General features: G+C 71.9%; 25 protein-coding genes. 24 read left to right on the top strand and 1 reads right to left on the bottom strand.

The window, feature by feature from the left end:
* Positions 1 to 25 precede the first annotated feature (25 nt).
* The 10 genes from AC792_RS18015 to nusB all read left to right on the top strand — a co-directional run bounded on the left by AC792_RS18015 (position 26) and on the right by nusB (position 9943).
* Positions 26 to 445: a hypothetical protein gene (locus AC792_RS18015; RefSeq protein ID WP_326947918.1), complete on the top strand. Its 420-nt coding sequence runs from the start codon at positions 26 to 28 to the stop codon at positions 443 to 445.
* Positions 442 to 3120 (top strand): alanine--tRNA ligase, encoded by a 2679-nt coding sequence (gene alaS, locus AC792_RS08155; RefSeq protein ID WP_049830050.1) that lies wholly within the window; start codon positions 442 to 444, stop codon positions 3118 to 3120. The genes AC792_RS18015 and alaS overlap by 4 nt, the downstream gene beginning before the upstream one ends.
* Before the next feature lie 5 nt (positions 3121 to 3125).
* Positions 3126 to 3731: a Holliday junction resolvase RuvX gene (gene ruvX, locus AC792_RS08150; protein ID WP_235436515.1), complete on the top strand. Its 606-nt coding sequence runs from the start codon at positions 3126 to 3128 to the stop codon at positions 3729 to 3731.
* A complete protein-coding gene (locus AC792_RS08145; RefSeq protein WP_049830049.1) occupies positions 3728 to 4972 on the top strand; it encodes an endolytic transglycosylase MltG in 1245 nt (414 codons plus the stop codon). The genes ruvX and AC792_RS08145 overlap by 4 nt, the downstream gene beginning before the upstream one ends.
* 20 nt (positions 4973 to 4992) lie before the next feature.
* Positions 4993 to 5853 (top strand): shikimate dehydrogenase family protein, encoded by an 861-nt coding sequence (locus tag AC792_RS08140; RefSeq protein WP_082177589.1) that lies wholly within the window; start codon positions 4993 to 4995, stop codon positions 5851 to 5853.
* Between the two features lie 32 nt (positions 5854 to 5885).
* Complete coding sequence (gene aroC / locus AC792_RS08135; protein ID WP_049830047.1) at positions 5886 to 7094, top strand: chorismate synthase; 1209 nt, start codon at positions 5886 to 5888, stop codon at positions 7092 to 7094.
* A complete protein-coding gene (locus AC792_RS08130) occupies positions 7094 to 7678 on the top strand; it encodes a shikimate kinase (protein ID WP_082177583.1) in 585 nt (194 codons plus the stop codon). The genes aroC and AC792_RS08130 overlap by 1 nt, the downstream gene beginning before the upstream one ends.
* Positions 7675 to 8769: a 3-dehydroquinate synthase gene (gene aroB / locus AC792_RS08125; RefSeq protein ID WP_049830046.1), complete on the top strand. Its 1095-nt coding sequence runs from the start codon at positions 7675 to 7677 to the stop codon at positions 8767 to 8769. Before AC792_RS08130 ends, aroB begins: the two co-directional genes overlap by 4 nt.
* Before the next feature lie 203 nt (positions 8770 to 8972).
* Complete coding sequence (gene efp, locus AC792_RS08120; RefSeq protein ID WP_049830045.1) at positions 8973 to 9536, top strand: elongation factor P; 564 nt, start codon at positions 8973 to 8975, stop codon at positions 9534 to 9536.
* Positions 9533 to 9943, top strand: a complete 411-nt coding sequence (gene nusB / locus AC792_RS08115; RefSeq protein WP_049830044.1) for a transcription antitermination factor NusB — start codon at positions 9533 to 9535, stop codon at positions 9941 to 9943. The genes efp and nusB overlap by 4 nt, the downstream gene beginning before the upstream one ends.
* Before the next feature lie 79 nt (positions 9944 to 10022).
* On the opposite strand, the gene AC792_RS08110 is transcribed toward nusB, so the two are convergent.
* Positions 10023 to 11303: a PrsW family intramembrane metalloprotease gene (locus AC792_RS08110; RefSeq protein ID WP_049830043.1), complete on the bottom strand. Its 1281-nt coding sequence runs from the start codon at positions 11301 to 11303 to the stop codon at positions 10023 to 10025.
* Between the two features lie 97 nt (positions 11304 to 11400).
* Here AC792_RS08110 and pyrR point away from each other — a divergent pair, with 97 nt between their 5' ends.
* The 14 genes from pyrR to AC792_RS08040 all read left to right on the top strand — a co-directional run bounded on the left by pyrR (position 11401) and on the right by AC792_RS08040 (position 26921).
* The gene (gene pyrR / locus AC792_RS08105; RefSeq protein WP_049830042.1) at positions 11401 to 11988 is read left to right on the top strand and encodes a bifunctional pyr operon transcriptional regulator/uracil phosphoribosyltransferase PyrR; all 588 of its coding nucleotides are present in this window, start codon (positions 11401 to 11403) and stop codon (positions 11986 to 11988) included.
* Entirely contained in the window at positions 11985 to 13046 is a 1062-nt protein-coding gene (locus AC792_RS08100) for an aspartate carbamoyltransferase catalytic subunit (RefSeq protein ID WP_082177582.1), read from the top strand. Before pyrR ends, AC792_RS08100 begins: the two co-directional genes overlap by 4 nt.
* Positions 13036 to 14400 carry a dihydroorotase gene (locus AC792_RS08095; protein ID WP_049830041.1) on the top strand — a complete coding sequence of 455 codons (1365 nt, stop codon included), beginning with the start codon at positions 13036 to 13038 and terminating at the stop codon, positions 14398 to 14400. Before AC792_RS08100 ends, AC792_RS08095 begins: the two co-directional genes overlap by 11 nt.
* A gap of 47 nt (positions 14401 to 14447) precedes the next feature.
* On the top strand, positions 14448 to 14954 hold the full coding sequence (locus AC792_RS08090; protein WP_235436541.1) for a PH-like domain-containing protein: 507 nt from the start codon (positions 14448 to 14450) through the stop codon (positions 14952 to 14954).
* Positions 14951 to 16297, top strand: a complete 1347-nt coding sequence (carA, locus tag AC792_RS08085; RefSeq protein WP_082177581.1) for a glutamine-hydrolyzing carbamoyl-phosphate synthase small subunit — start codon at positions 14951 to 14953, stop codon at positions 16295 to 16297. The genes AC792_RS08090 and carA overlap by 4 nt, the downstream gene beginning before the upstream one ends.
* Positions 16297 to 19602, top strand: coding sequence for a carbamoyl-phosphate synthase large subunit (gene carB, locus AC792_RS08080; protein ID WP_049830040.1), 3306 nt, complete (start codon positions 16297 to 16299; stop codon positions 19600 to 19602). The genes carA and carB overlap by 1 nt, the downstream gene beginning before the upstream one ends.
* Entirely contained in the window at positions 19592 to 20434 is an 843-nt protein-coding gene (gene pyrF / locus AC792_RS08075; RefSeq protein ID WP_049830039.1) for an orotidine-5'-phosphate decarboxylase, read from the top strand. The genes carB and pyrF overlap by 11 nt, the downstream gene beginning before the upstream one ends.
* Before the next feature lie 115 nt (positions 20435 to 20549).
* Positions 20550 to 20888, top strand: coding sequence for an integration host factor, actinobacterial type (gene mihF / locus AC792_RS08070; RefSeq protein ID WP_049830038.1), 339 nt, complete (start codon positions 20550 to 20552; stop codon positions 20886 to 20888).
* A 10-nt stretch (positions 20889 to 20898) separates the two neighbouring features.
* Complete coding sequence (gene gmk / locus AC792_RS08065; RefSeq protein WP_235436506.1) at positions 20899 to 21468, top strand: guanylate kinase; 570 nt, start codon at positions 20899 to 20901, stop codon at positions 21466 to 21468.
* Positions 21469 to 21511: 43 nt separating this feature from the next.
* On the top strand, positions 21512 to 21772 hold the full coding sequence (gene rpoZ, locus AC792_RS08060) for a DNA-directed RNA polymerase subunit omega (protein WP_049830036.1): 261 nt from the start codon (positions 21512 to 21514) through the stop codon (positions 21770 to 21772).
* 22 nt (positions 21773 to 21794) lie between these two features.
* Positions 21795 to 23030 carry a bifunctional phosphopantothenoylcysteine decarboxylase/phosphopantothenate--cysteine ligase CoaBC gene (gene coaBC, locus AC792_RS08055; protein WP_049830035.1) on the top strand — a complete coding sequence of 412 codons (1236 nt, stop codon included), beginning with the start codon at positions 21795 to 21797 and terminating at the stop codon, positions 23028 to 23030.
* Positions 23031 to 23089: 59 nt separating this feature from the next.
* Complete coding sequence (gene metK / locus AC792_RS08050; RefSeq protein WP_049830034.1) at positions 23090 to 24301, top strand: methionine adenosyltransferase; 1212 nt, start codon at positions 23090 to 23092, stop codon at positions 24299 to 24301.
* A 30-nt stretch (positions 24302 to 24331) separates the two neighbouring features.
* Positions 24332 to 26524 carry a primosomal protein N' gene (locus tag AC792_RS08045; RefSeq protein WP_049830033.1) on the top strand — a complete coding sequence of 731 codons (2193 nt, stop codon included), beginning with the start codon at positions 24332 to 24334 and terminating at the stop codon, positions 26522 to 26524.
* Between the two features lie 130 nt (positions 26525 to 26654).
* The gene (locus AC792_RS08040; RefSeq protein ID WP_049830032.1) at positions 26655 to 26921 is read left to right on the top strand and encodes a DUF1905 domain-containing protein; all 267 of its coding nucleotides are present in this window, start codon (positions 26655 to 26657) and stop codon (positions 26919 to 26921) included.
* Positions 26922 to 26926: the final 5 nt, after the last annotated feature.

Genomic DNA, 26926 nt, shown 5'->3' with positions numbered 1-26926 from the left:
TCCCTTCAGAGAACCGGAGAGAACAATGATCAGAAGAGTCTTCTGGCTGGCAGCCGGGGTCACCATCGGCGTCGTCGCCGTCCGCAAGGTCTCCCAGGCGAAGTCGACCCTCGGCCCCGAGGGCATGAACCGGGCCGTGGGTCAGATCAGTGACAGCATCGCCGACTTCGCCGACGCCCTGCGCTCCGCGATGACCGAGCGCGAGGACGCCCTCCGGGCGGCCCTCGGCGTCCAGGCGCCCACGGCCACGGCGACCGGGGCCCCCGGCCCGCCCCCCCCCCCCCCGCGGCGACCCCGCCGCGGCCCCCTGCCCCGCCGATGGACACCACCGCCCTCGCGGAGGTGTCCATCGGCGGCAGTGCGTCGTCCCGGGACGCGTCCCCGCACTCCCGATGCGCCCCGCCGGCCCCCTGCCCGGCTCCCCCGTCGAAGGATCCCCCCATGAAGTCCCACGAGATCGCCGCCCGCTGGCTGAGCTACTTCGAGAAGAACGGGCACACGGTGGTGCCCTCGGCGTCGCTGGTCTCCACGGACCCCTCGCTCCTGTTCACGGTGGCGGGCATGGTGCCCTTCATCCCGTACCTCACAGCACGCGAGGAGGCCCCGTACAGCCGCGCGACGAGTGTGCAGAAGTGCATCCGCACCGGGGACATCGAGGAGGTCGGCAAGACCGCCCGCCACGGCACGTTCTTCCAGATGTGCGGCAACTTCTCCTTCGGTGACTACTTCAAGGCCGGGGCCATCCGGTTCGCCTGGGAGCTGCTCACCAAGGACGTGGACGAGGGCGGCTTCGGTCTCCCGGCGTCGAAGCTCTGGGTCACGGTGTACCACGAGGACGAGGAAGCACTCGGGATCTGGCGCGACGGCATCGGGGTGCCCGCCGAGCGGATCCAGAAGATGGGGAAGAAGGACAACTACTGGTCCACGGGCCAGCCCGGTCCGGCCGGACCCTGCTCGGAGATCTTCTACGACCGCGGCCCGCAGTACGGCGTGGACGGTGGTCCGGAGGCCGACGACACCCGCTACGTGGAGATCTGGAACCTCGTGTTCATGCAGTACCAGCGCGGCGAGGGCACGGGCAAGGACGACTTCGAGATCCTGGGCGAGCTGCCGAAGAAGAACATCGACACGGGCCTCGGCCTGGAGCGCCTGGCCATGATCCTGCAGGGCGTGGAGAACATGTACGAGACGGACCAGGTGCGGCCCGTGCTCGACCGCGCGGCCGCCCTCAGCGGGAAGGCCTACACCAGCTCCGAGTCGCCCGCCGACCCGCACCACACCGACGACGTCCGGCTCCGCGTGGTGGCCGACCACATCCGCTCCTCCCTGATGCTCATCGCGGACGGGGTGAGCCCGTCGAACGAGGGCCGCGGCTACGTGCTGCGGCGCCTCATCCGCCGCGCCGTGCGTGCCATGCGCCTCCTCGGGGTGGAGAAGGCCTGCCTGCCGGAACTCCTGCCCGCCTCCCGCGACGCCATGAAGGGCGTGTACCCGGAGGTGGAGAACGACTTCGAGCGCATCAGCCGCATCGCCTACGCGGAGGAGAAGGCCTTCCTGCGGACCATCGCCTCGGGCACGGCGCGCCTCGAGGAGGCGGTGAAGGAGTCCCTCGCCGGGCAGCGCCCGCTCTCGGGCGAGGACGCCTTCGCCCTGCACGACACCTACGGGTTCCCCATCGACCTGACCCTGGAGATGGCGGAGGAGGCGGGCCTCGCCGTCGACGCCGAGGGCTTCCGGTCGCTGATGCTCGAGCAGCGTCAGAGGGCCCAGGCCGACGCCCGCGGGAAGAAGGCCGGTCACGCGGACCTCACCGTGTTCACCGAGCTGCTCGGCCGCGGCCGCACCCTGTTCACCGGGTACGACGAACTCACCTCCGGGGCCACGATCATCGGCCTGATGGTCACGGGGCAGTCCGTCCCGGCGGCGCTGCAGGGCGACGAGGTGGAGCTGGTCCTGGACCGGACGCCGTTCTACGCCGAGTCCGGAGGGCAGGCCGCCGACGTCGGCCTGATCACCGGCAACGGCTTCGTGGTGGAGGTGCTGGACGTGCAGCAGCCCGTCAAGGGCCTGAGCGTGCACCGGGCCGTGGTGCGTGAGGGCGAGGTGTCGCAGGGCGCGGGAGTCACCGCCGCCGTCGACCGCCAGCGCCGCCACGCGGGCGAGCAGGCCCACTCTGGCACGCACATCGTCCACGCGGCCCTCCACGAGATCCTCGGCCCCGAGGCACTGCAGCGCGGATCGTTCAACAAGGCCGGCTACCTGCGCTTCGACTTCGCCTGGGGCGAGGGCATCAGCGCGGGCGCCCGCTCGGAGATCGAGGAGGTCTCCAACATCGCGATCCGCAACAACTACGAGGTGGAGACCAGGATCATGTCCCTCGCCGACGCCAAGGCGCTCGGAGCCACGGCACTGTTCGGAGAGGCCTACGGCGACACCGTGCGCGTGGTGGAGATGAACGCGGAGTTCTCCCGTGAGCTCTGCGGTGGCACGCACGTCTCCTCGACGTCGCTGATCGGGAGCCTGACGCTCCTCGGCGAGCAGTCCGTCGGTTCGGGCAACCGGCGTGTGGAGGCGCTGGTGGGTCTCGACGCGTTCCGGCACCTCGCGGCCGAACGCGCCCTCGTCTCCGAGCTCTCCGACATGCTGAAGGTGCCCTCCGCCCAGCTGCCGGAACGGCTCTCGGCCACGCTCGGCAAGCTCAAGGCGGCGGAGAGGGAACTGGACCGGCTGCGGAAGGAGCAGCTCGCCGTGGCCGCGGCGTCGCTCGTGGACACGGCCGTGGACGTGGACGGCGTGCGCCTGATCGCGCACGACGCCGGGGAGATCGGCGCCGCCGACGACCTCCGGACGCTCGTGCTGGACCTGCGCGGGCGCCTGGGCTCCGAAGCCGCCGTCGTGGCGGCGACCGGCGTGTCGCAGGGCCGCCCGCTCGTGCTCGTGGCCACGAACGAGGCCGCGCGGGGTGCGGGCGTCAAGGCCGGGGCCCTGGTGCGCACCGCCGCGAAGATCCTCGGCGGGGGCGGTGGCGGGAAGGACGACGTCGCGCAGGGCGGCGGGGCCGAGGCGGTCCGCATCCCCGATGCCCTGGCCGCGATCCGCACCGCCGTGGCCGAGCGCTGACGCACGTGGTGGCATCCGATGCCGCAGGACCGGCCGGGACTCCTTACCCGGTCGGCCCGAAGCTCGGCGTCGACGTCGGCGAGGTGCGCGTGGGACTGGCCGGCTGCGACCGCGACGGGATGCTCGCCACCCCCATCCGGACCCTGAAGCGTGATCGGCGGAAGAACAGCGATGTGCGGATCCTGGTCCGCGAGGCCCTCGAGCGGGGAGCCGTGCAGATCTTCGTGGGTCTGCCGCGGAAGCTCGACGGGCAGGAGGGGGCGTCCGCGGAGATGGCCCGCAGCTACGCCGACCGCATCCTCGACGAGCTCGCGCGGGTGTCGCTGGAGCTCCCCGTGCACCTCGTGGACGAGCGCCTGAGCACCGTCTCCGCCCACCGCTCACTCCATCTGGCTGGTCTCGACAGCCGGAAGCATCGTATGGTGGTGGATCAGGTGGCGGCTGTCGAAATACTCCAGCACGCCATCGACATGCAGCGATCGCGGATACGGGACGTGGGGGATCCGGTACCGGGACGTACGGCGGAGCAGGCACCGAACCTGTCGCCGAGCCCGAACGAGGAGCCAGTCATCGAGCAGTCCCAGTCCAGCAGAAGGAACCCGGAGTCGTGAACAACCGTACCCCCCATTCCGCTGCATCCCAGGATGCCGGCCGACACGCCGACGAGCACCTCGACGACGGGCACGAGTACTTCGCGGACGACTACGAGCACCCCGAGCCGGTGGAGGACTTCTTCGCCACCCAGGACCAGGGCGCGCACGGCGCCAAGAAGCCGCGCTCCAAGGCCAAGCGGCGCAAGAGGCTGCGCCGCACCGTGGTCATGCTCGTCGTGCTCGGCATCTTCGCCGGAACCGTCTACGGGGTGGCACTCATGCTGCGCGACATGCTCGGGTTCGACACCGTCACCGACTACGCCGGTCCCGGCGGTGACGAGACCGTCTTCACCGTCGACTCGGGAGCCGGCCCCCTCGCCATCGCGAACGGGCTGCAGGCCGCGGACATCGTGGCGGATTCCGGGACCTTCGTGAGTGCGCTCACCTCGATCGCCGGGGGCCGCGAGGTGCAGCCCGGCGAGTACGAGATGCGACTCCAGATGTCCTCCGCCGACGCCGCCGAGGCGCTGCTCGGCGACGACCCCACCCTCGTCTCCTACGCGGCAGTGGCACGCGACCTCCGGCAGAACGAGGTCTTCGGCATCCTCAGCGAGTCCACCGGCATCCCGGTCGCCGAGTTCGAGGCCCTGGCCGCGGACCCCACCCAGTTCGGTCTGCCCGCCCAGGCGCTCTCCCTGGAGGGGTACCTCCACCCGGGGGAGTACCGCTTCGACGTCGACGCCACCGCCCCCGAGATGATCACCGAGATGATCACCGCTACCCAGGACCGCCTCGTCCAGGACGGCATCACCGACCCGGCCGAGCAGTACCGGATACTCACCATCGCGAGCATCGTGCAGGCCGAGGCCGGCGAGGGTGACTACGCGACCGTCGCAGGGTCCATCGACAACAGGCTCACCCCGGGCAACACCGAGACGAACGGGCTCCTGCAGTCCGACGCCACGGTGGCATACGGGCTGGGGAAGCGGACCTACCAGCTCACCCCGGAGGAGAAGGCGGACACCTCCAACCCGTACAACACCTTCGCGAACCCCGGCCTCCCCGAGGGCCCGATCGGGTCCCCGAGCGACGAGGCCATCGACGCCACGGTCAGGCCGGCGGACGTCCCCTTCTACTTCTGGGTGACCGTGAACCTGGACACCAAGGAGACCAAGTTCTCCGAGACCTACGCCGAGCACCTCGGCTACGTCGCGGAGTACGACGCCTGGTGCGGTCAGAACCCGGGGCGGTGCGACTAGGCGCCGGTCCGGCCGGTGGCGTGCACGCCCTCCGGGCGGCCGTCGTCGGATTCCCGATCGGGCACTCGAAGTCACCCGCACTGCACGCGGCCGCCTACCGTGACCTCGGCATCGACTGCTCCTACACGGCACTCGAGACGGACGAGGGGTCCTTCGACGACCTCCTGGTCCGGGTCCGCACGGATGAGTCCTGGAGGGGTCTGTCGGTGACCATGCCGCTGAAGGCACGGGCGGCACGCTCGGCGGACTCCACCACCGAACCGGCCACCGCGCTCGGCGCGGTGAACACCCTCGTGGCGCACGGCCATGGGCCCACCCGGAGGGTCGTGGGCCACAACACGGATGTGATCGGTGTGGCCGAGGCACTCGCCTCGGCCGGTGTCGGGACACCCCGGCGGCCGGCGGTGCGCGGCGGCGGGGGGCCGGCGCCCGCCGCGGGGGCCGGCCCCCCCCGCCCCGGCGCCCGCCCGGTGCCCCTGGTGGGGCGGCGCCCCGCCTCCGTGGACGGGCTCGTCGCCGTCGGAGCCGCGCTCGGCGTCACCGTGGAGGTCCTCGGGTGGGACACCGCGGCCCGGGTCCTCGGTTCCGCCGACGTCGTGGTCTCCACCCTCCCGCCGCGTGCCGCCGACCCGCTCGCCGCCGAGCTCGCGTCGGCCCGCGGCACGCTCCCCGCCGGGACGCTCCTCGACGTCGCGTACGACCCGTGGCCCAGCGCGCTCGCCGAGGTCTGGGAGCGGCGCGGGGGCGTGATCGTGCCGGGACTCGACATGCTCCTCCACCAGGCCGTGGAGCAGGTCCGGCTGTTCTTCCCCGACGTGCCGCAGGAGCGCCACCGGGTGTTCGAGGTCATGTGTGACGCCGTGGGCGCTTCCCGACGCTGAGGGCAGGGGCGCTGCATGGCAGGATGGGAATCATGTTGCGGTGGGTGACGGCGGGAGAATCGCGCGGCCCCGCCGTGGTCGGGATCATCGAGGGGATGCCCGCGGGTGTGCACATCACGAGCACCGACATCCAGGACGCCCTGGCCCGCCGCCGCCTCGGCTACGGGCGGGGCGCACGGATGAAGTTCGAGCAGGACCAGGTGCGGATCCTCGGCGGCGTGCGGCACGGGATCACGCAGGGCGGTCCGGTGGCCGTCGAGGTGGCGAACACCGAGTGGCCCAAGTGGGAGAAGATCATGTCCGCCGATCCGCTCGGCGACGAGGACGCCGCGGAGCTGGCGGCCTCGGCCCGCAACGCCCCGCTGACCCGACCCCGGCCCGGGCACGCGGACTTCACCGGGATGCAGAAGTACGGCTTCGACGAGGCGCGTCCGGTCCTGGAGCGGGCCAGCGCCCGGGAGACCGCCACCCGGGTGGCCCTCGGCACGGTCGCCGCGAAGTTCCTCGGAGGCCTCGGCATCCGCCTGGTGAGCCACACGGTGTCCATCGCCTCCGTCTCCGTGCCGGAGGACGCACCCCTGCCCACCCCCGACGACGTGATCGCCCTCGACACCGATCCGCTGCGGTGCTTCCACCGGAGCACCTCGGAGGCCATGGTGGCCGAGGTGGACGCCGCGCACAAGGAGGGCGAGACCCTCGGGGGTGTGGTGGAGGTGGTGGCCTACGGCCTCCCGCCCGGACTCGGCAGCTACGTCCACTGGGACCGCCGCCTCGACTCCCGCCTCGCGGCCGCGCTCATGGGCATCCAGGCCATCAAGGGCGTGGAGGTGGGCGACGGCTTCCGTACGGCGGCCCGTCGCGGGACCGCCGCCCACGACGAGATCGTCCGGAACGCCGACGGCAAGGTGATCCGGACCAGCAACCGTGCCGGCGGGATCGAGGGCGGCATGAGCATCGGCGAGGCCCTGCGGGTACGGGCGGCCATGAAGCCCATCGCCACCGTGCCACGCGCCCTGCGGACGGTGGACGTCAGCACGGGCGGGGCCGCCCGCGCGCACCACCAGCGCTCGGACGTCTGCGCCGTCCCGGCCGCCGGGGTGGTCGCCGAGGCGATGACCGCCCTGGTGCTCGCCGAGGCCGTCACGGAGAAGTTCGGGGGCGACTCCCTCGCGGAGACCGCCCGCAACATGCGCACCTACCTCGAGAGCATCCCGGAGTTCCTGGACTCCGCCGGAGCCTGATGGGTCCCACCCGACCGCTCGTCCTGATCGGCCCGATGGCCTCGGGGAAGTCCGCCGTCGGCCGGATGCTCGCACACCGCACGGGACTGCGTTTCATCGACTCGGACCGGGAGATCGTGGAGCGGCACGGCCCGGTCGCCGCGATCTTCGCCGAGCGCGGCGAGCAGGCCTTCCGCGTCCTCGAGGCGGACGTCATCGCGGCGGCGCTGGAGAACGACGACGTGGTGGTGGCACTCGGCGGGGGCGCCGTGCTCGACGCCGGGACCCGGGACCGGTTGACCCGCACCACGGTGGTGTACCTCGAGACGGATCTCGCGACGGTGCGTCCCCGGATCAGCGGGGACACGACACGACCGCTGCTCGCCGGGAACCCGGGGGAGCGGTGGCAGGAGATCTACGACGAGCGGCGGCCGCTCTACGAGGCGGTGGCCACGGAGGTGATCGACACCCGCGATCTGTCCGCGCGGGCGGTGGTGGACGCCGTCCTCCGCGCGATCCGCTCCGCGCAGCAACCCGCGGGCCCACCGGCCGGAGCAACCGCAGCACCCACACACGAACGAGGAGAGCGGGAGAACACCCCATGACCACTGACGACGCCACGATCATCCCGGTGACCGGGAGCACCCCCGCGGAGACCTACGACGTGCTGGTGGGGCGCGGGCTCCTGGACCGGCTGCCCGCGATCCTCGGCGAGCGCGTGCGCCGCGTCCTGGTGATCCACCCGAGGGCGCTGCGTGCCACCGGCGACACCGTGCGGGAGGAACTCGCTGAGGCCGGCTTCACCGCCGTCACGGCCGAGATCCCCGACGCCGAGGAGGGCAAGCACATCCAGGTGGCGGCCTTCTGCTGGCAGGTGCTCGGGCAGAACGACTTCACCCGCTCCGACGCCGTGGTCACCGTGGGCGGGGGAGCCGTGACCGACGTCGGCGGATTCGTGGCGGCGACCTGGCTCCGCGGGGTCAGGGTGGTCCACCTCCCCACCAGTCTGCTCGGCATGGTGGACGCCGCCGTGGGGGGCAAGACCGGCATCAACACCTCCGAGGGCAAGAACCTCGTGGGTGCCTTCCACCCGCCCGCCGCCGTGCTGGTGGATCTCGACGCGCTCGCCACGCTGCCGCAGAACGAGCTCGTCACCGGGCTGGCGGAGGTGGTCAAGTGCGGCTTCATTGCCGATCCGGTGATCCTCGAGCTGATCGAGCAGCACCCGGACGCCGTCCGGGACCCGGCTTCGCCCGTGCTCCGCGAGCTCGTGGAACGGGCCGTCCGGGTCAAGACGGAGATCGTGTCCGAGGACCTGCGGGAGTCCGGCCGGAGGGAGTTCCTGAACTACGGGCACACGCTCGGCCACGCCATCGAGCTCGCCGAGCGGTACTCGTGGCGGCACGGCGCCGCCGTCTCCGTGGGCCTGGTCTTCGCCGCCGAGCTCTCCCGCATGGTGGGGCGGCTCAGCGACGCCGACGCGGATCGTCACCGCACCGTCCTCGAGGGCCTGGGCCTGCCCGTCACCTACCGCCGGGACCGCTGGGCGTCCCTGCTCGACGGCATGCGCCGCGACAAGAAGTCCCGCGGTGACCTGCTGCGCTTCGTGGTGCTCGACGGCGTGGGACGCCCCGGGATGCTCGAGGTCCCCGACACCTCGCTCCTGTTCGCCGCCTACCAGGAGATCGCCTCCTAGCGGCGCTCCGGGCCGGTGCATACCGGACCGCGCCGGAACAGCACGGGGCGTCAAGCCGGCGGGCGGGAGGGCCACGGGCTCCGCAGGGTACACTGTCCCCTGGACTTCCGGCGCGCTGCGGCGCGCCCGCTCGGCCCCGGCCGGCCCTCCATCCGCGGCACCGACATCCGCGGGACATCCGCGAAACCGACGAAAGTGAATCTGTGGCGACCACGAACGACATCAAGAACGGCACTGTGCTGAAGCTCGAGGGCAATCTCTGGAACGTCCTCGAGTTCCAGCACGTCAAGCCCGGCAAGGGTGGCGCGTTCGTCCGCACCAAGCTGCGCAACATCCTCTCCGGCAAGGTGGTGGACAAGACGTTCAACGCGGGTCTGAAGATCGAGACGGCCACCGTGGACCGCCGCGACTACCAGTACCTGTACAAGGACGGCGAGGACTTCGTGTTCATGGACACCTCGGACTACGACCAGATCACGGTGCCGGGCAAGACCGTGGGGAACGCCGCGAACTTCATGCTGGAGAGCCAGCTGGCCACCATCGCCATGCACGAGGGTACGGCCCTCTACGTGGAGCTCCCGCCGTCCGTGACGCTCGAGATCACCTACACCGAGCCCGGCCTGCAGGGTGACCGCTCCACCGGAGGCACCAAGCCCGCCACCGTGGAGACCGGCCACGAGATCCAGGTCCCGCTGTTCCTGGGGACCGGCACGAAGGTCAAGGTGGACACCCGGACCGGTGACTACCTCGGACGCGTCAACGAGTGAGCGCACGCAGCAAGGCACGTCGTCGCGCGCTGGACATCCTCTTCGAGTCCACGCAGCGCGGGATGCCGGCACTCGAGGTGATCCGCGCCCGCCGCGAGAAGACGGACATGGTGATCGCCGACTACACCGTGGACGTGGTGGAGGGCGTGCTGGAACGCCAGGAGCAGATCGACGAGTACCTGAGCACCTACTCGCAGGGCTGGACGCTGGACCGCATGCCGGTGGTGGACCTCATGATCCTGCGGATCGGCAGCTGGGAGCTCCTGTACAACGACGACGTTCCGGACGGCGTGGCCGTCAGCGAGGCCGTGGAGCTCGCGAAGATGCTCTCCACGGACGAGTCGCCGAAGTTCGTCAACGGTCTCCTCGGCCGGCTGCAGCAGCTCAAGCCCACCCTGCTGGCCTAGGACCCGCTTTTCGAACGCCCCCGTCCGTCCCCGTAACCGGGACGGACGGGGGCGTTCTGCTTCGTACGGTGGCGTGGTCTCAGGACGCACGCCGGATGATGCCGGCACGGCGCAGCTCCGCCTGCTCCAGGAGCTCGCGTTCCACCGCGGCGTAGTCGGCGTCGCGTCGCCCGCTCAGCATGCGCTGGCGCGTGTGGGCGATGCGCGTCCCCGTGCGGATGAACTCCCGCATGTCCTCCTCCGCCCCTGCACGCCGTGCCCAGGCGAGCGCCTGTGCGCGGCCCGGGGCCGTGGCGAGCATCCGCACCTCCCCGGCCGTGAACCATCCGGTACGGGCGTAGTCGGCGAGCCGCGCCTCCGTGAGCCGGCGCTCCGAGGCGCGGAGGAGGACGACGGCGAGCACGGCGGCACCGAAGAGCGGCACCTGCACCACGAGGTAGAACAGGAAGAAGTCGTCGAACAGGACCAGGGTGCCCCCGTTCCACAGCATGTGGCCGCCGATGGCCGGCAGCAGACCGAGGACGAACGCCCGGAGGATCCGGAGGTTGCCGCCCCCGCGGACGAGCGCTGCGCCGAGGGCGAAGCCCAGCACCGCCGTGAACATCACGTGCGCGAACGGCGAGAAGAGACCGCGCAGGATGAACACCCCCACCAGCGAGCCGGCCGCGCCCGGCTCCAGCACGGCGGCACCGAAGTAGAGGATGTTCTCGGTGAAGGCGAACCCGGCGGCCACCGTGCCCGCGTACACGATCCCGTCCACCGGCCCGTCGAAGTGGCTGCGCCGCGTGTACACGAGGATCAGTACTCCGAGCCCCTTGGCGAACTCCTCCACGAGCGGGGCCTGGAGCACCGGCCCGAGGAGTTCGGGCGGCGCGGTGGTCAGGGCGGAGCCGAGGAGCTGCACCACGTAGCTGCCGAGGGCCAGGGTGACCACCACGGAGGCCCCTGCACCCCAGAGGAAGGCGAAGAGCAGCGCACTGCGCGGTTCGGGGTCCCAGCGATCGATCCAGCGGAGCCCCAGCAGGCAGATCCCGAGGGGCACGAGGGCCAGGAAGCCGCACAGCAGCAGCGCCGACGGGCCGAGGGACGCCGAGAGCAGCAGGAGGACGCCGGCCACCACGAGGGCCGCGAGGACGAGCAGCAGCGCATCGAGCACCCGGCGTCGTCGTGCCGGCCGGATGCGGATCGGCTGCACCGGCGCCCCTGCGTGCTCGGGGGCGGGCAGGCGCACCCGTTCGGTGCTGTCGCTCCACCAGTCGCGCCGGGGGTGCCCCGGGAGCCCGCCCGGGAGCCCGCCCGGGGGTCGGCCCTGCGGGCCCGGGAGGCCCCGGCGGGCCGGGTGCGGGGAGTTCGTCTCCATGGGGCAACCCTAGGGTGCCGGTGACGCTGTGGTAGTTTTGTGCTCGCAACCAGCCTTTAAATGCCGTCCAGTGAGGCGGGGAAGGAGGAAGCGTGTCATGACCGTGCCTGCTTCGGAATCCGGTGTCACCAAGCGCGTCGTCCTCGCAGCCGCCGACATCGACCGCGCACTCACGCGCATCGCCCACGAGATCCTCGAGGCGAACAAGGGCTCGCAGGATCTCGTGCTCCTCGGCATCCCCCGGCGCGGGTTCCCCCTCGCGCAGCGCCGGGCGCAGAAGATCGCCGCCGTGGACCCGGCCGTGGACCCCGCCCTCGTCACGGGTCAGCTCGACGTCCCCCTGTACCGCGACGACCTCCGCCGCAACCCCACGCGCTCACCCCTGGCCACGCAGCTGCCGCCCTCGGGGATCGACGACAAGGTGGTGGTCCTGGTGGACGACGTCCTCTACTCCGGACGCACCATCCGTGCGGCGCTCGACGCCCTCGCCGACCTCGGCCGCCCCCGCTCGGTCCGCCTGGCGGTCCTCGTGGACCGCGGCCACCGCGAACTCCCCATCCGCGCCGACCACGTGGGCAAGAACCTGCCGACGTCGTCCCGCGAGCGGGTGCGCGTGCACCTCGCCGAGATCGACCTGATCGGTGGTTCTGCGGTGAACGAGGTCGTCATCGAGGACCGCACGTGAGGCACCTGCTGAGCACGCAGGACCTCTCCGTCCCCCGTGCCCTGCGGCTGCTGGACGTGGCGGAGGAGATGGCCGCCGTGGGGGAGCGGGAGATCAAGAAGCTCCCGGCGCTGCGTGGGCGCACCGTGGTGAACCTGTTCTTCGAGGACTCCACCCGTACCCGGATCTCCTTCGAGGCCGCGGCGAAACGATTGTCCGCCGACGTCATCAACTTCTCCGCCAAGGGTTCCTCCGTGTCCAAGGGCGAGTCGCTGAAGGACACCGCGCAGACGCTCGAGGCCATGAGCGCGGACGCCGTGGTGATCCGTCACCCCTCCTCCGGGGCCCCGGCACGGCTGGCGGCCTCCGGGTGGATCGACGCCGCCGTGGTCAACGCCGGCGACGGCACGCACGAGCATCCCACCCAGGCCCTGCTGGACGCCTTCACGCTCCGGCGCCACCGTGCCCGGCTGGGGGGTGAGCCCTCCACGGGCTCCACGCTGGCCGGGATGCGGATCCTCATCGTGGGGGACGTGCTGCACTCGAGGGTGGCGCGGTCCAACGTTTGGCTGCTGACCACGCTGGGGGCGGAGGTGCTGCTCGCGGGGCCGCCCACCCTCCTGCCCGTCGGCGTGCACTCCTGGCCCTGCACCGTCTACTACGACCTCGACGACGCCCTCGCCCGGCGGCCGGACGCCGTGATGATGCTCAGGCTCCAGGCGGAACGCATGCACGCGGCGTTCTTCCCCTCCACGCGCGAGTACGCCCGGCGCTGGGGGTTCGACGACGCCCGTCTGGCACGGCTGGACACCCTGGGGCTGAAGGACACCGTGATCATGCCCCCCGGCCCCATGAACCGGGGCCTCGAGATCTCCTCCTCCGCCGCGGACTCCTCCCGCTCCACCGTCCTCGCGCAGGTCCGCAACGGCGTGTCCGTGCGCATGGCGGCCCTGTACCTGCTGCTCTCCGGGGACCAGCAGGACGACGACGCGGAGGACGACGTGCCAGCCCCCGACCCCCGAACGTCCACCCCCCGAGCAACCGATCTTTCGCCGGAAGGCCGTACCCGTGACCAGTGACACCCCCCAGTACCTGATCCGCGGCGCCGCGCTCCTCGGCGGTCCGGTCCGCGACCTCCTGATCCGTAGCGGCAGCATCGCGGCCGTCGGCGACACGGCCGCCGCGGAGGCGTCGTCCTCCGCCGTCGTCGTGGACGCGACGGGTCTGATCCTGCTGCCCGGTCTCGTGGACCTGCACACCCACCTCCGGGAGCCCGGCCGCGAGGACGCCGAGACCGTGGAGACCGGGTCCCGTGCCGCGGCGCTCGGGGGCTTCACCGCGGTGCACGCCATGGCGAACAGCTCCCCCGTGGCGGACACCGCCGGCGTGGTGGAGCAGGTGTACCGCCTGGGCCTGGCCGCGGGCTGGGTGGAAGTCCGCCCGGTGGGCGCCGTGACGGTGGGACTCGGCGGGCAGCGCCTGGCCGAGCTGGGTGCCATGGCGGAGTCGCCGGCGCGCGTGCGCGTGTTCTCCGACGACGGCATCTGCGTGCACGACCCCGTGCTGATGCGCCGCGCCCTGGAGTACGTCAAGGCCTTCGACGGCGTGGTGGCGCAGCACGCGCAGGAACCGCGGCTCACCGAGGGTGCGCAGATGAACGAGGGTGAGGTCTCGGCGGTCCTCGGGCTCACCGGGTGGCCCGCCGTCGCGGAGGAGAGCATCATCGCCCGCGACGTGCTGCTCGCCCAGCACGTGGGCTCACGGCTCCACGTCTGCCACGTGTCCACGGCGGGGTCGGTGGAGATCATCCGCTGGGCCAAGGCCCGCGGCATCGACGTCACTGCCGAGGTCACCCCGCACCACCTGCTGCTCACCGACGAACTGGTCCGCAGCTACGACCCCGTGTACAAGGTGAACCCGCCCCTGCGCACCTCCGACGACGTCCACGCCCTCCGTGAGGCCCTCGCGGAGGGCACCATCGACGTCGTCGGCACCGACCACGCACCGCACCCCAGCGAGCACAAGGAGTGCGAGTGGGCGCAGGCCGCCATGGGGATGACCGGCCTCGAGACTGCGCTGTCCGTGGTGCAGCACACCATGGTGGAGACGGGCCTGCTCGACTGGGAGGGCTTCGCCCGGGTGACCTCGGTGACCCCGGCGCGGATCGGGCGCCTGGCGCATCAGGGCAGGCCACTGGCGGCCGGCGAACCGGCGAACCTGGTGCTCGTGGACCCCGCCGCCCGCTGGACCGTGGACCCGGGGACCATGGCCACCAAGGGGCGCAACACCCCGTTCCGCGGACTCGAGCTGCCGGGCAGCGTGCGGGCCACCTTCCTCGGAGGGCACCCCACGGTGCTCGACGGCGTCCTCGCCACACCGCGCCGTGCACCGGTGTCCTCCCCGGACAGGGAGGCCGGCTCGTGGAGCATCTAGGCTGGGTGCTCTTCGCCGTCCTCCTCAGCATCGCGGTCGTGGCCCTGATGGGTCTCGGCTGGCGCAACAGGCTCCGTCGGCAGGGCGGCGTCCCCGCGCCGCCCGAGGTACCGGCGGACCTCGGCCGGGTCCAGTACGAGGCCGACGGGCAGTACGTCGCCACCACCACGGCGGGGGACTGGCTGGACCGCATCGCCGTCCACGGCCTCGGGATCCGCGGCAACGCGGTGGCGGCCGTCCACCCGGAGGGCGTGCTGATCGACCGGACCGGGGCACGCACGGTGTTCGTGCCGCGCGATGACCTCGTCGCCGTGCAGCTCGCCGGCGGGATGACGGGCAAGTTCGTGGAGAAGGAGGGCCTGGTGATCCTCACCTGGAACCTCGGCACGGAGCGTGTCGACACCGGTTTCCGCACCCGCCACGCCTCCGCCAAGACCCAGCTCGTCGCCGCCGTCGCGGCCCTCGTCCCCGACATCCCGGACCCGCGTACCCCGGACCGACACATCCCAGACCAGCGCACTCCACCGAACCCCGAAGGCAGGGAAGAACTGTGAGCACAGTCCACTCGAAAGCACCCGCGGTGCTCGTCCTCGAGGACGGCCGCACCTTCCGCGGCAGCGTCTACGGTGCCGAGGGCACCACGCTCGGCGAGGCGGTCTTCGCCACCGGGATGACCGGGTACCAGGAGACCATCACGGATCCCTCCTACGCCCGGCAGCTCGTGGTCCAGACCGCCCCGCACATCGGCAACACCGGTGTGAACGCCGACGACGCCGAGTCCCGCCGCATCTGGGTGGCCGGCTACATCATCCGTGACGCCGCCCGCCGCCCCTCCAACTGGCGCTCCGAGCAGAGCCTGGATGAGCAGCTGCGCGAGCAGGGTGTGGTGGGCATCGAGGGCGTGGACACGCGCGCCGTCACCCGCCACCTCCGCGAGCGCGGCGCCATGCGCGCCGGGATCTTCTCCGGACCGGACGCGGCCCTGACCGACGCCCAGCTGGTGGAGAAGGTCCTCGCCCAGCCCTCCATGGCCGGTGCCAGGCTCGCCGAGGAGGTCAGCGTCGACGCCGCGTACGTCGTCGAGCCCGCGGACCACGGCTGGACCGGGGAGACGGTGGCCACCATCGCGGCTCTGGACCTCGGCATCAAGGCCATGACGCCCAAGCACTTCGCGCAGCGCGGCGTCCGCACCGTGGTGCTGCCCGCCGGCGCCACCTTCGGGGACGTCGCGGCCGTGCAGCCCGACGGTGTGTTCATGTCCAACGGCCCGGGTGACCCCTCCACCGCGGACGCCCAGGTGGAGCTGCTCCGCCGGGTGCTGGATGCGCGCATGCCCTTCTTCGGCATCTGCTTCGGCAACCAGATCCTCGGCCGGGCGCTCGGCTTCGGCACCTACAAGCTGCGCTACGGGCACCGCGGCATCAACCAGCCGGTCCTGGACCGCCGCACCGGCAAGGTGGAGATCACCTCGCAGAACCACGGGTTCGCCGTCGACGCCCCGCTGGATGGTCCCGTCCAGGCGCCCGCCGGTTCCTACGGCCGCGTGGAGGTGAGCCACGTCAGCCTGAATGACGACGTCGTCGAGGGCCTGGCGTGCCTGGACCTGCCCGCGTTCTCGGTCCAGTACCACCCCGAGGCCGCCGCCGGCCCGCACGACTCCGCGTACCTCTTCGACCGCTTCATCGCCCTGATGCAGGCGGAACAGCAGCACCCCGGCTCGGGGGACGCGGCGCTCGCCTCGGCCCTGGACGCCGCGTCCGAGGCGGACGCCCTCGCCGAGGCCGCCGCGGCGGAACTCGGCACGCACGGTTCGAAGGTGACCGGTACGCAGCCCCGCCACGGCACGACATCCCAGAGCACCGAACAGACCGGCAACGAAACGCAGGAAGAGAACTGATGCCCCGCAGAACCGACCTCACGAGCGTCCTGGTCATCGGCTCCGGCCCGATCGTCATCGGGCAGGCCGCCGAATTCGACTACTCCGGCACCCAGGCCCTGCGCGTGCTCCGCGAGGAGGGCCTGCGGGTCATCCTCGTGAACTCGAACCCGGCCACCATCATGACCGACCCGGAGTTCGCGGACGCCACCTACGTGGAGCCGATCACCCCCGACGTCGTCGCGAAGATCATCGAGAAGGAGCGCCCCGACGCCCTGCTCCCCACCCTCGGCGGGCAGACCGCGCTCAACACGGCGATCGCCCTGGACAAGAACGGTGTGCTCGAGAAGTTCGGCGTCGAACTCATCGGCGCGAACATCGCCGCGATCGAGCTCGGCGAGGACCGCGAGAAGTTCAAGGGCGTGGTGGAGCGCTGCGGCGCGGAGTCCGCCCGCTCCAGCATCATCCACACCCTCGACGAGGCGCTCGCCGCCGCCGAGGACCTCGGCTACCCCATGGTGGTCCGCCCGTCCTTCACCATGGGCGGGCTCGGCTCCGGCCTCGCGTACACCGAGTCCGATCTCCGCCGCATCGTGGGCCAGGGCCTGCAGTACAGCCCCACCAGCGAGGTGCTCCTCGAGGAGAGCATCCTCGGGTGGAAGGAGTACGAGCTCGAGATGATGCGGGACAAGAACGACAACGTGGTGGTGGTCTGCTCCATCGAGAACGTCGACCCCGTGGGCGTGCACACCGGCGACTCCATCACCGTGGCCCCCGCGCTCACCCTCACCGACCGCGAGTACCAGCGCCTCCGGGACATCTCCATCGCCGTCATCCGCGAGGTGGGCGTGGACACCGGCGGGTGCAACATCCAGTTCGCCGTGGAGCCGGACACGGGCCGCGTGGTGGTGATCGAGATGAACCCCCGCGTCTCCCGCTCCTCGGCGCTCGCCTCGAAGGCCACCGGCTTCGCCATCGCGAAGATCGCCACGAAGCTCTCCCTCGGCTACACGCTCGACGAGATCCCGAACGACATCACGCTGAAGACCCCGGCGTCCTTCGAGCCGACGCTGGACTACGTGGTGGTCAAGGTGCCGCGGTTCGCGTTCGAGAAGTTCCCGGCCGCGGACCCCACGCTGACCACCACCATGAAGTCCGTGGGCGAGGCCATGGCCATGGGCCGCAACTTCACCGAGGCGCTCCAGAAGGCGCTGCGCTCGCTCGAGCAGAAGGGCTCCCAGCTCTCCTACGCACCCGTGCCGGCCGACGAGGTGGACGCCCTGGTGGAGGCGGCGAAGCGGCCCACCACCGAGCGCCTCTCCCAGGTGCAGCGTGCCCTCCTCGGTGGGGCCTCCGTGGAGCGCCTGTACGAGGCCACCGGCATCGATCCGTGGTTCCTGGACCAGCTCGTGCTCCTCAACGAGGTGGCCGGTCAGGTGCGGACCGCCCCGGATCTGACCGAGGACGTGCTGCGGCTCGCCAAGCGCCACGGCTTCTCCGACGAGCAGATCGGGGCGCTGACGTCCACCCCCGACGCCGTGGTGCGCGGGGTGCGCCATGCCCTGGGGATCCGCCCGGTGTTCAAGACCGTGGACACCTGCGCCGCGGAGTTCGCCGCGTACACGCCCTACCACTACTCCTCCTACGACGAGGAGGACGAGGTGGCGCAGCACGAGAAGCCGTCCGTCATCATCCTCGGCTCCGGCCCCAACCGGATCGGGCAGGGCATCGAGTTCGACTACTCCTGCGTGCACGCCACCATGGCGCTGCGGCAGGCGGGCCACGAGACCGTCATGGTCAACTGCAACCCCGAGACCGTGTCCACGGACTACGACGTCTCCACGCGCCTCTACTTCGAGCCGCTGACCCTCGAGGACGTCCTCGAGGTCATCGCGGCCGAGCAGCGCACCGGTGGCGTGCTCGGCGTGTTCGTGCAGCTCGGCGGGCAGACCCCGCTGAAGCTCGCCCAGGAGCTCGCCGACGCCGGCATCCCCATCCTCGGCACCTCGCCGGAGGCCATCGACCTCGCCGAGCACCGCGGGGCCTTCAGCCGCGTGCTCGACACGGCTGAGCTCATCGCCCCGAAGAACGGCACCGCGGTGTCCTTCGAGGACGCGAGGAAGATCGCCGACGAGATCGGCTACCCGGTGCTGGTCCGCCCGTCCTACGTGCTCGGTGGGCGCGGCATGGAGATCGTGTACGACGAGCCGAACCTCGCCCGCTACATCACCAACGCCACCGAGATCACCGAGGCGCACCCGGTGCTGATCGACAGGTTCCTCGAGGACGCCATCGAGATCGACGTGGACGCCCTCTACGACGGCACCGAGATGTACCTCGGCGGCATCATGGAGCACATCGAGGAGGCCGGGATCCACTCCGGCGACTCCGCGTGCGTGCTGCCGCCCATCACGCTCGGCGCGGACGTGCTGCAGCGCGTCCGCGAGGCCACCCTGGCGATCGCCGAGGGAGTGGGCGTGCGCGGGCTGATCAACATCCAGTTCGCCCTGGCCTCGGACGTGCTCTACGTGCTCGAGGCGAACCCGCGGGCCTCGCGCACCGTGCCGTTCGTCTCGAAGGCCACGGGCGTGCAGCTCGCCAAGGGCGCCGCCCTGATCGGCACCGGGGTCACCGTGGCGCAGCTGCGGGAGCAGGGCATGCTGCCCGCGACCGGCGACGGCGGGTCCCTCCCGCTGGACGCCCCGGTGTCCGTGAAGGAGGCCGTGCTGCCCTTCAGCCGCTTCCGCACCCCGGCGGGCGACGTCGTGGACTCGCTGCTGGGCCCGGAGATGCGCTCCACGGGGGAGGTCATGGGGATCGACAAGTACTTCGACACCGCCTTCGCCAAGAGCCAGGCCGCCGCCAACGCGGCCCTGCCCGTCGAGGGCAAGGTGTTCGTCTCCGTGGCCAACCGGGACAAGCGCTCCATCATCATGCCGGTCAAGCGCCTGGTGGACCTCGGCTTCGAGATCGTCTCCACGGGGGGCACGGCGGACGTGCTGCGCCGCAACGGCATCCAGGCCACCACCGTCCGGAAGGTGGCCGAGGGCGCCGGCGAGGGGCAGGGGACCGTCGTCGACCTCATCACCGACGGCGGGATCGACATGATCATCAACACCCCCTCCGGCGGCCAGGCGCGCGGGGACGGCTACGAGATCCGCGCCGCCGCCACGTCCTACGGGCTGCCCGTCATCACCACCATCCCCGAGGTGGGGGCGGCCGTGCAGGCCATCGAGGCCATGCGCTCCTACGAGTGGTCGGTGACCAGTCTGCAGGAGCACGCCGCCGCGCTCCGGGCGTCCGTCGAGGCCCGCGATGCCTCCTGACGGTCCTCCCCGCGCGTCCTTCGGGGAGCGGCTCGCCGCTGCGCGGGAGGCGAAGGGGAGCCTCTGCGTGGGGATCGACCCGCACCCGGGTCTCCTCGCCGCCTGGGGGCTCGAGGACACCCCCGCGGGGCTGGAGCGGTTCTCCTCGACGGTGCTCGACGCCGTCGGGCCGGTGTGCGCCGCGGTCAAGCCTCAGGTGGCCCTGTACGAGCGGCACGGGTCCCGGGGGCTCGCCGTCCTCGAGAGCGTGCTGGCCCGGGCGGCGGAGGCCGGGGTGCTGACCATCGCGGACGCCAAGCGCGGGGACATCGGCTCCACCCTGCAGGCCTACGCCGAGGCGTGGCTGGGGGAGGGGAGGCCACTCGCCGCCGACGCCGTGACCCTCAGCCCGTACCTCGGGTTCGAGTCCCTCCGGCCCGCGCTCGACCTCGCGGCCGCGACGGGACGCGGGGTCTTCGTCCTCGCGCTCACCTCCAACCCGGAGGGGCGCTCGGTCCAGCACGTCGGGGGCGAGCAGTCGGTGGCGCGGTCCATCGCGCACGCGGCGGCCGCGGAGAACACCGGTGCCGGGCCGGGCTCCGTGGGGCTCGTGGTCGGGGCCACCGTCGGGGACGCCCCCGAGCGGCTCGGGCTCGATCTCGCCGGGCTGAACGGCCCGATCCTCGCCCCCGGCGTCGGTGCGCAGGGCGCGGGTGCCCGGGAGCTCCACTCCACGTTCGGCGGCGCGCTGCCCCTGGTGCTCCCGACGTCGAGCAGGGCGGTGCTCGCCGCCGGTCCTGCGTCCGCCGAGCTCCGGGCGGCGGCCGAGCACGCGCGCGACGAACTCGCATGACAGCGGTGGCACATTGATTTCCGCCGCACACCCCCGGTAGGTTCGGATCCGATCCCCCACCCATCGACACGACGGGCGGTGACCCCCGGGGCACCGCCCAGCGCAGGGAGTACGCGTGAGCCTGAAGCCCTTGACCGACGCCGAGCGCGCCCGGGCGCGCACCAAGGCGACGGCGGCGCGGGCGGTCCGGGCGGACCTGAAGGCGCGGCTGAAGACCGGTAAGCTCTCGGGGGCGGAGGTGATCGAGAACTCCGCCGGCGACGACGCCGTGGGCCGCCTGAAGGTCCTGGACCTCCTCAAGGCCCTCCCCGGCGTCGGGGAGGCCCGTGCGGCCGGCATCATGACCGCCGTGGGCATCGCCGCCACGCGCCGCGTCCGCGGACTCGGCATCCACCAGCGCAAGGCGCTGATCCGTCACCTCGAAGACCATCATGCTGGCCCGGCCAGCGAGTAAGGAAGCATCAGTGTCCCAGCCACGGCTGACCGTCCTCGCCGGCCCCCCCGCCGTCGGCAAGGGAACCGTCTCCACCTACATCCGGGACAACTACCCCATGGTGTGGCTCTCCGTCTCGGCCACCACGCGCCCGCCCCGTCCCGGTGAGGTCGACGGGGTGCACTACTACTTCGTCTCCCCCGAGGAGTTCGACCGGCTCGTGGCGGACGGCGAGCTGCTGGAGTGGGCGGTGGTCCACGGCCGCAACCGGTACGGCACCCTGCGCCGCACCGTGCAGGCGGCCATGGACGAGGGCCGCAGCGTGCTCCTCGAGATCGATCTGCAGGGCGCACGCCAGGTCAAGGAGACGATGCCGGAGGCCAATTTCGTGTTCCTCGCCCCGCCCACCTGGGACGAGATGGTGCGCCGGCTCGTGGGGCGCGGCACCGAAACCCCCGAGGAACAGCAGCAGCGCCTGGAAACCGCTAAACTGGAACTCGCCGCCGAGCCGGAATTCAACCACACCGTCGTCAACGACACCGTGGAGCATGCGGCAGACGAGCTCGTATCACTGATGGGACTGCGCCCCCTGCAGCGCTGAGAACCGCGCTTCCTGGCGGTCCCGCCTAATATTTGGAGAATCTGTGTCAACTCAGCCCGAAGGCATCATCAACCCGCCGATCGACTCCCTGCTGGAGGCCTCGGACTCGAAGTACGCCCTCGTGATCTACGGCGCCAAGCGCGCACGCCAGATCAACGCGTACTACTCGCAGCTGCACGAGGGTCTCTTCGAGTACGTGGGACCGCTCGTGGACACCAGGCTCAACGAGAAGCCCCTCTCGATCGCCCTGCGCGAGATCGACGAGGGCATGCTCGTCTCCTCGCCGATGGACGAGTCCGAGTAGTCTCCGTGGAGACGGATCACCGGTGCGCGTAGTACTCGGGGTCGGAGGAGGGATCGCCGCCTACAAGGTGGCATCCCTCCTCCGTCTTTTCACGGAAGCCGGTCACGACGTCACGGTGATCCCCACCGACGCCGCCACCCGCTTCGTGGGCACGGCGACCTGGGAGGCCCTCTCCGGCAACCCGGTGAGCAACAGCGTATGGGACGACGTCGACCGCGTGAACCACGTCCGGCTGGGGCACGAGGCCGATCTCATCATGGTGGCGCCGGCCACCGCCGACGTCCTGGCACGCGCCGCCGCGGGCCTCGCGGACGACCTCCTCACCGGCACCCTGCTCATGGCCCGCGGCCCGGTGTTCATGGCCCCCGCCATGCACACCGAGATGTGGCAACATGCCGCCACGAGGGCCAACGTGGAGACCCTGCGCTCGCGCGGTGTGACCGTCATGGACCCGGCGTCCGGGCGGCTCACCGGCGCGGACAGCGGACCGGGCCGGCTCCCCGAGCCCGCAGACATCTTCGACGCCGCACTGGCCGCCGTCGCCCGTGCCACCCATGGAGGTGACGGTGCCCTGCGCGGCAAGCGCGTCACCATCTCCGCCGGTGGCACGCGTGAACCGCTGGACCCCGTGCGTTTCCTCGGGAACCGCTCCTCCGGCAAGCAGGGCATGGCCCTCGCCGAGGCCGCCCTCGCCGAGGGTGCCGAGGTCACCCTGGTGCTCGCCCACGCCGAGGTCCCCGCCCCGCGGGGGTGCGAGGTGGTCCGCGTGGAGACGGCGCTCGAGCTGCGTGACGCGGTGCTGGAGGCCCTGCCCGGCACGGACGTGCTGATCATGGCGGCGGCCGTGGCCGATTTCCGGCCGGCGGAGCTGATGGACACCAAGATCAAGAAGACCGACGACGGCGCGGACCCGGTCATCACGCTGGTGCGCAACCCCGACGTGCTCCGCGAGGCCGTCCTCGCGCGGCAGGGCATGGTGGAGGAGGGCCGTTCCGAGCCGCTGGTGATCGCCGGCTTCGCGGCCGAGACCGGGGACGCCACGGCCGATCCCCTGACGCATGCGCGGGCCAAGCTCGAGCGCAAGGGGTGCGACTTCCTGGTGCTGAACGTGGTGGGCACCGGGCTCGTGTTCGGGCAGGACACCAACGAGGTGCTCATCCTCGACCCAGCGGGTGGCGAGCCGGTCCCGGCCGGTGGCAGCAAGCGAGCGGTGGCCGACGCCGTCGTCGCCCACGTCGCCACGCTGCTCCCCGCCTGACGCAGCTGCGCATCCGGGGGTCAGGGAGGACTGTCTCCCGGAACCAGTAGAGTGAACACGTGAATTCTCCCAGCACCGATTCCCCCCTGCGCCTGTTCACCTCGGAATCGGTCACCGAGGGTCATCCGGACAAGATCTGCGACCAGATCAGCGACGCCATCCTCGACGGTCTCCTGAAGCAGGACCCCGATTCCCGGGTCGCCGTGGAGACCCTCGTCACCACCGGACTGGTCCACGTGGCCGGCGAGGTGACCACCGAGGCATACGTGGAGATCCCGGACATCGTCCGGAAGACCATCCTCGGGATCGGCTACGACTCCTCCGCCAACGGGTTCGACGGTGCCCGCTGCGGCGTCTCGGTGTCCATCGGCCAGCAGTCCGCGGAGATCGCCTCGGGCGTCTTCACCTCGCTGGAGACCCGCGAGGGCACCGGGGTGGACCCCTACGACGCCCAGGGCGCGGGGGACCAGGGCATCATGTTCGGGTACGCCAGCGACGAGACGGCCGTGCTCATGCCCACCCCCATCTGGCTCTCGCACCGGCTCTCGGAGCGCCTCACCACGGTGCGGAAGGACGGCACCCTGCCGTACCTCCGCCCCGACGGCAAGACCCAGGTGACCGTGGGCTACGACGGCGACCGGCCCGTGTCCATCGACTCCGTGGTGGTCTCCTCCCAGCACGCCGCCGATGTCGCACTGGAGGAGCTCCGGGCGGATCTCGTGGAGCACGTGATCACCCCGGTCCTCGCCGAGTCGGAGCTCGACTCGTCCGCCGTCCGGCACATCCTCAACCCGGGCGGTGCCTTCGTGATCGGCGGACCCGTGGGCGATGCCGGGCTGACCGGGCGCAAGATCATCGTGGACACCTACGGCGGCATGGCCCGCCACGGCGGGGGAGCGTTCAGCGGCAAGGACCCCTCGAAGGTGGACCGCTCCGCGGCCTACGCCATGCGCTGGGTGGCCAAGAACGTGGTGGCCGCCGGGCTGGCCCGCCGGGCGGAGATCCAGATCGCCTACGCGATCGGCATGGCGCAGCCCGTGGGCGTGTACGTGGAGACCTTCGGCACGGAGACCGTGGATCCGCGGGCCATCGGCTCCGCCATCGGCGAGGTCTTCGACCTCCGGCCGCTCGGCATCATCAACGCCCTGGACCTCAAGCGCCCCGTGTACCAGCGCACGGCGGCCCACGGCCACTTCGGCCGCGAGGAGGAGGGCTTCACCTGGGAGCGGACCGATCGTGTGGACGAGCTCCGCAGCTACTTCGACGCCTGAGCCGGCCCCGCACGCCGGCACCGTCGCATCATGAGTGACACCGGGCGGAGCGCTCCCGAGGGGCAGCTGTCCCTGCTCCACGGCTTCGGTCCCGCGAAACTGCCCAAGGGGAACCCCGATCGGGCGGCATCCCTGCCGGTGGCCCGCGTGGTCCTCGAGGCGCAGCTCCCGCACCTCGACCGGTTCTTCGACTACGCGGTCCCCGCGGAGATGGACCTCGACGCCCGGCCCGGCGTGCGCGTCAAGGTGCGTTTCGCGGGCCGCGAGCACGCAGGGTTCCTCGTGGAGCGCGTGCAGGAGGCGTCCACCACGGCCACGCTCCTGCCGCTGGGGAAGATCGTCTCGCCCCAGTGTGTGCTCACCCCCGAGATCCTCGCCCTCGCGACCGCGGTGGCCGAGCGGTCGGTGGGGACGGTGAGCGATGTGCTCCGCGTGGCGATCCCCCCGCGCATGGCCCGGGTGGAGGCCGAGTTCGCGGACGCGTCCCCCGGAGCCGGGCGCGGTCCGGTACCGGACACGGCAGCCGGCGGCGGATCCGTCGGCTCGCCGTCCGCCGGGACGGGCGAGGATCCCGGTACCCCCTCCGGTGCGTTCGAGCGCTACGGCAGCGGTTCCGCCTACCTCGAGCACCTGCGTGCGGGGGAGTCGCCCCGGGCCGTGCTCACGAGCCTCGGCGGCTACGGCCCCACCGCGTGGACGCAGGAGATCACCGACGCCGTGGTGGCCACCGTCGCGTCCGGACGTGGCGCCGTCGTCGTCGTCCCCGACCAGCGCGACCTCGCCCGCCTCGAGGCCGCGCTCGTGGCGAGACTCGGAGCCGACGCCGTCGCACGGCTGACGGGGGAGGACGGCGCCACCCCGCGGTACCGCAACTTCCTGCGGATCCTGCACGGTTCCGCCGGTGTGGCCATCGGCACGCGCTCGGCCGCCTACGCGCCGGTGCGCCGGCTGGGACTCGTGTGCCTGTGGGACGACGGCGACGACCAGCACGTCGAGCAGCGTGCACCGTACCAGCACGTGCGCGACGTCCTGCTGCTGCGCGCCGAGCACGAGGGTGCCGGGGTGCTGCTCTCCTCCTTCAGCCGCTCCACCGAGGCGCAGCGCCTCGTCGACTCCCGGTGGGCCCACGCCATCCAGGCCGACCGCTCCGAGGTGCGCAGGTCCACGCCCCGGGTGGTCCACGCGATGGACGCCTACCAGCTGGAGCGCGATCCCCTCGCCGCGCAGGCCCGGATCCCGCACGTGGCGTGGTCGGCCGCACAGGCAGGGCTCCGGCGCGGGCCCGTCCTGCTGCAGGTGGCGCGCACGGGTTTCTCCCCGGCGCTGGCCTGTGAGCGCTGCCGCCACCCGGCGCGGTGCCCCGTCTGCGCAGGGCCCCTCGCCCAGCCCGGACGCAACGCCCCGCCCACGTGCCGCTGGTGCGGGCGCCCGGACCACCACTGGTCCTGTGTCGAGTGCGGCGGCACGCGCGTGCGGGCCACCGTGGCAGGAGCCACCCGCACGGCGGAGGAACTCGGGAGGGCATTCCCCGGTGTCCCGGTGATCTCCTCGGCGGGCGAGCACATCGTGGATACGGTGAAGGACACCCCCGCCGTCGTCGTCGCCACCCCGGGGGCCGAACCCGTGGCGCCGGGCGGGTACGCGGCGGTGATCCTCCTCGACGGCAACGCCCTGCTGAGCAGGGAGTCCCTGCGCGCCGGGGAGGACGCCCTGCGGCGCTGGTTCTCCGCGGCGGTCCTCGCCCGCCCGTCCTCGGCCGGTGGCGCGGTGGTCATCACGGGCGACGACGACGCCGCCGTCGGGCACCTGGTGCGGTGGGATCCCGCGGGTGCGGCCGGGCGTGAGCTGGCCGAACGCCAGGAACTCGGGTTGCCGCCCGCCGTCCGGTACGCCGTACTGACGGGGACGCGCGAGTCGCTCGCCCACTTCCTCACCGGCTTCGACACCGGGTCGGGGGTCCGCGTGGTGGGCCCCGCGCCGGTCCCGCCGGACGTGCGCCGCGACGCCGAACGCGCGGCGCGTGCGGCCGTGGCCGGTGGGGCGTCCCGGACGGACGAGCCACCCGCGCTCGCCGGGCAGGGCAGTCATCGGGTGCTGCTGTTCTTCTCCTACCGTGGCGCCGCATCCGTGACCCGTCAGCTCCGTGCGCGACGCGCGGCGCTCTCGGCGAAGCGCACGGGAGACCTGATCCACATCCGGCTGGATGCCCTGGACGTGCTGTGACCGGTGCAGCACCCTCCGTGCTTCCCGCCCGGGGGAGAGGGCGTATGGACAGCATGGTGATCGTGATGCACGCTGATCAGGACGCGCAGCTGCGGCGAGAGGTGATCATGATGAGCACGAGTCCCGGCCCATGGACGTGCGGTTCACCGCACCGATCGGGGTCGACGTCAAGGGCGAGACGTGGTCCTGCGTCGAGGTCCCCGGTTCCGCGGACCTCTTCGGCACAGGCGGGGCGCTCAAGGCCACCGCGGGGGGGGACGGCGCCCCGCTGACCGCCGGTCTGCTGCCGACCGGTCGTGGAGGGCACATGCTGTCCATCAGTGCGAAGCTGCGTCGGACGATCGGCAAGGACGTCGGGGACGACGTCGTGGTCCACATCACGGAACGGCTGACATGAGCCCC

It is taken from the genome of Arthrobacter sp. RIT-PI-e, from assembly GCF_001187915.1.
GTDB lineage: Bacteria > Actinomycetota > Actinomycetes > Actinomycetales > Micrococcaceae > Arthrobacter_D.
The sequence above is the reverse complement of the archived record's forward strand: the minus strand, read 5'-3'. Positions and strand labels throughout refer to the sequence as shown.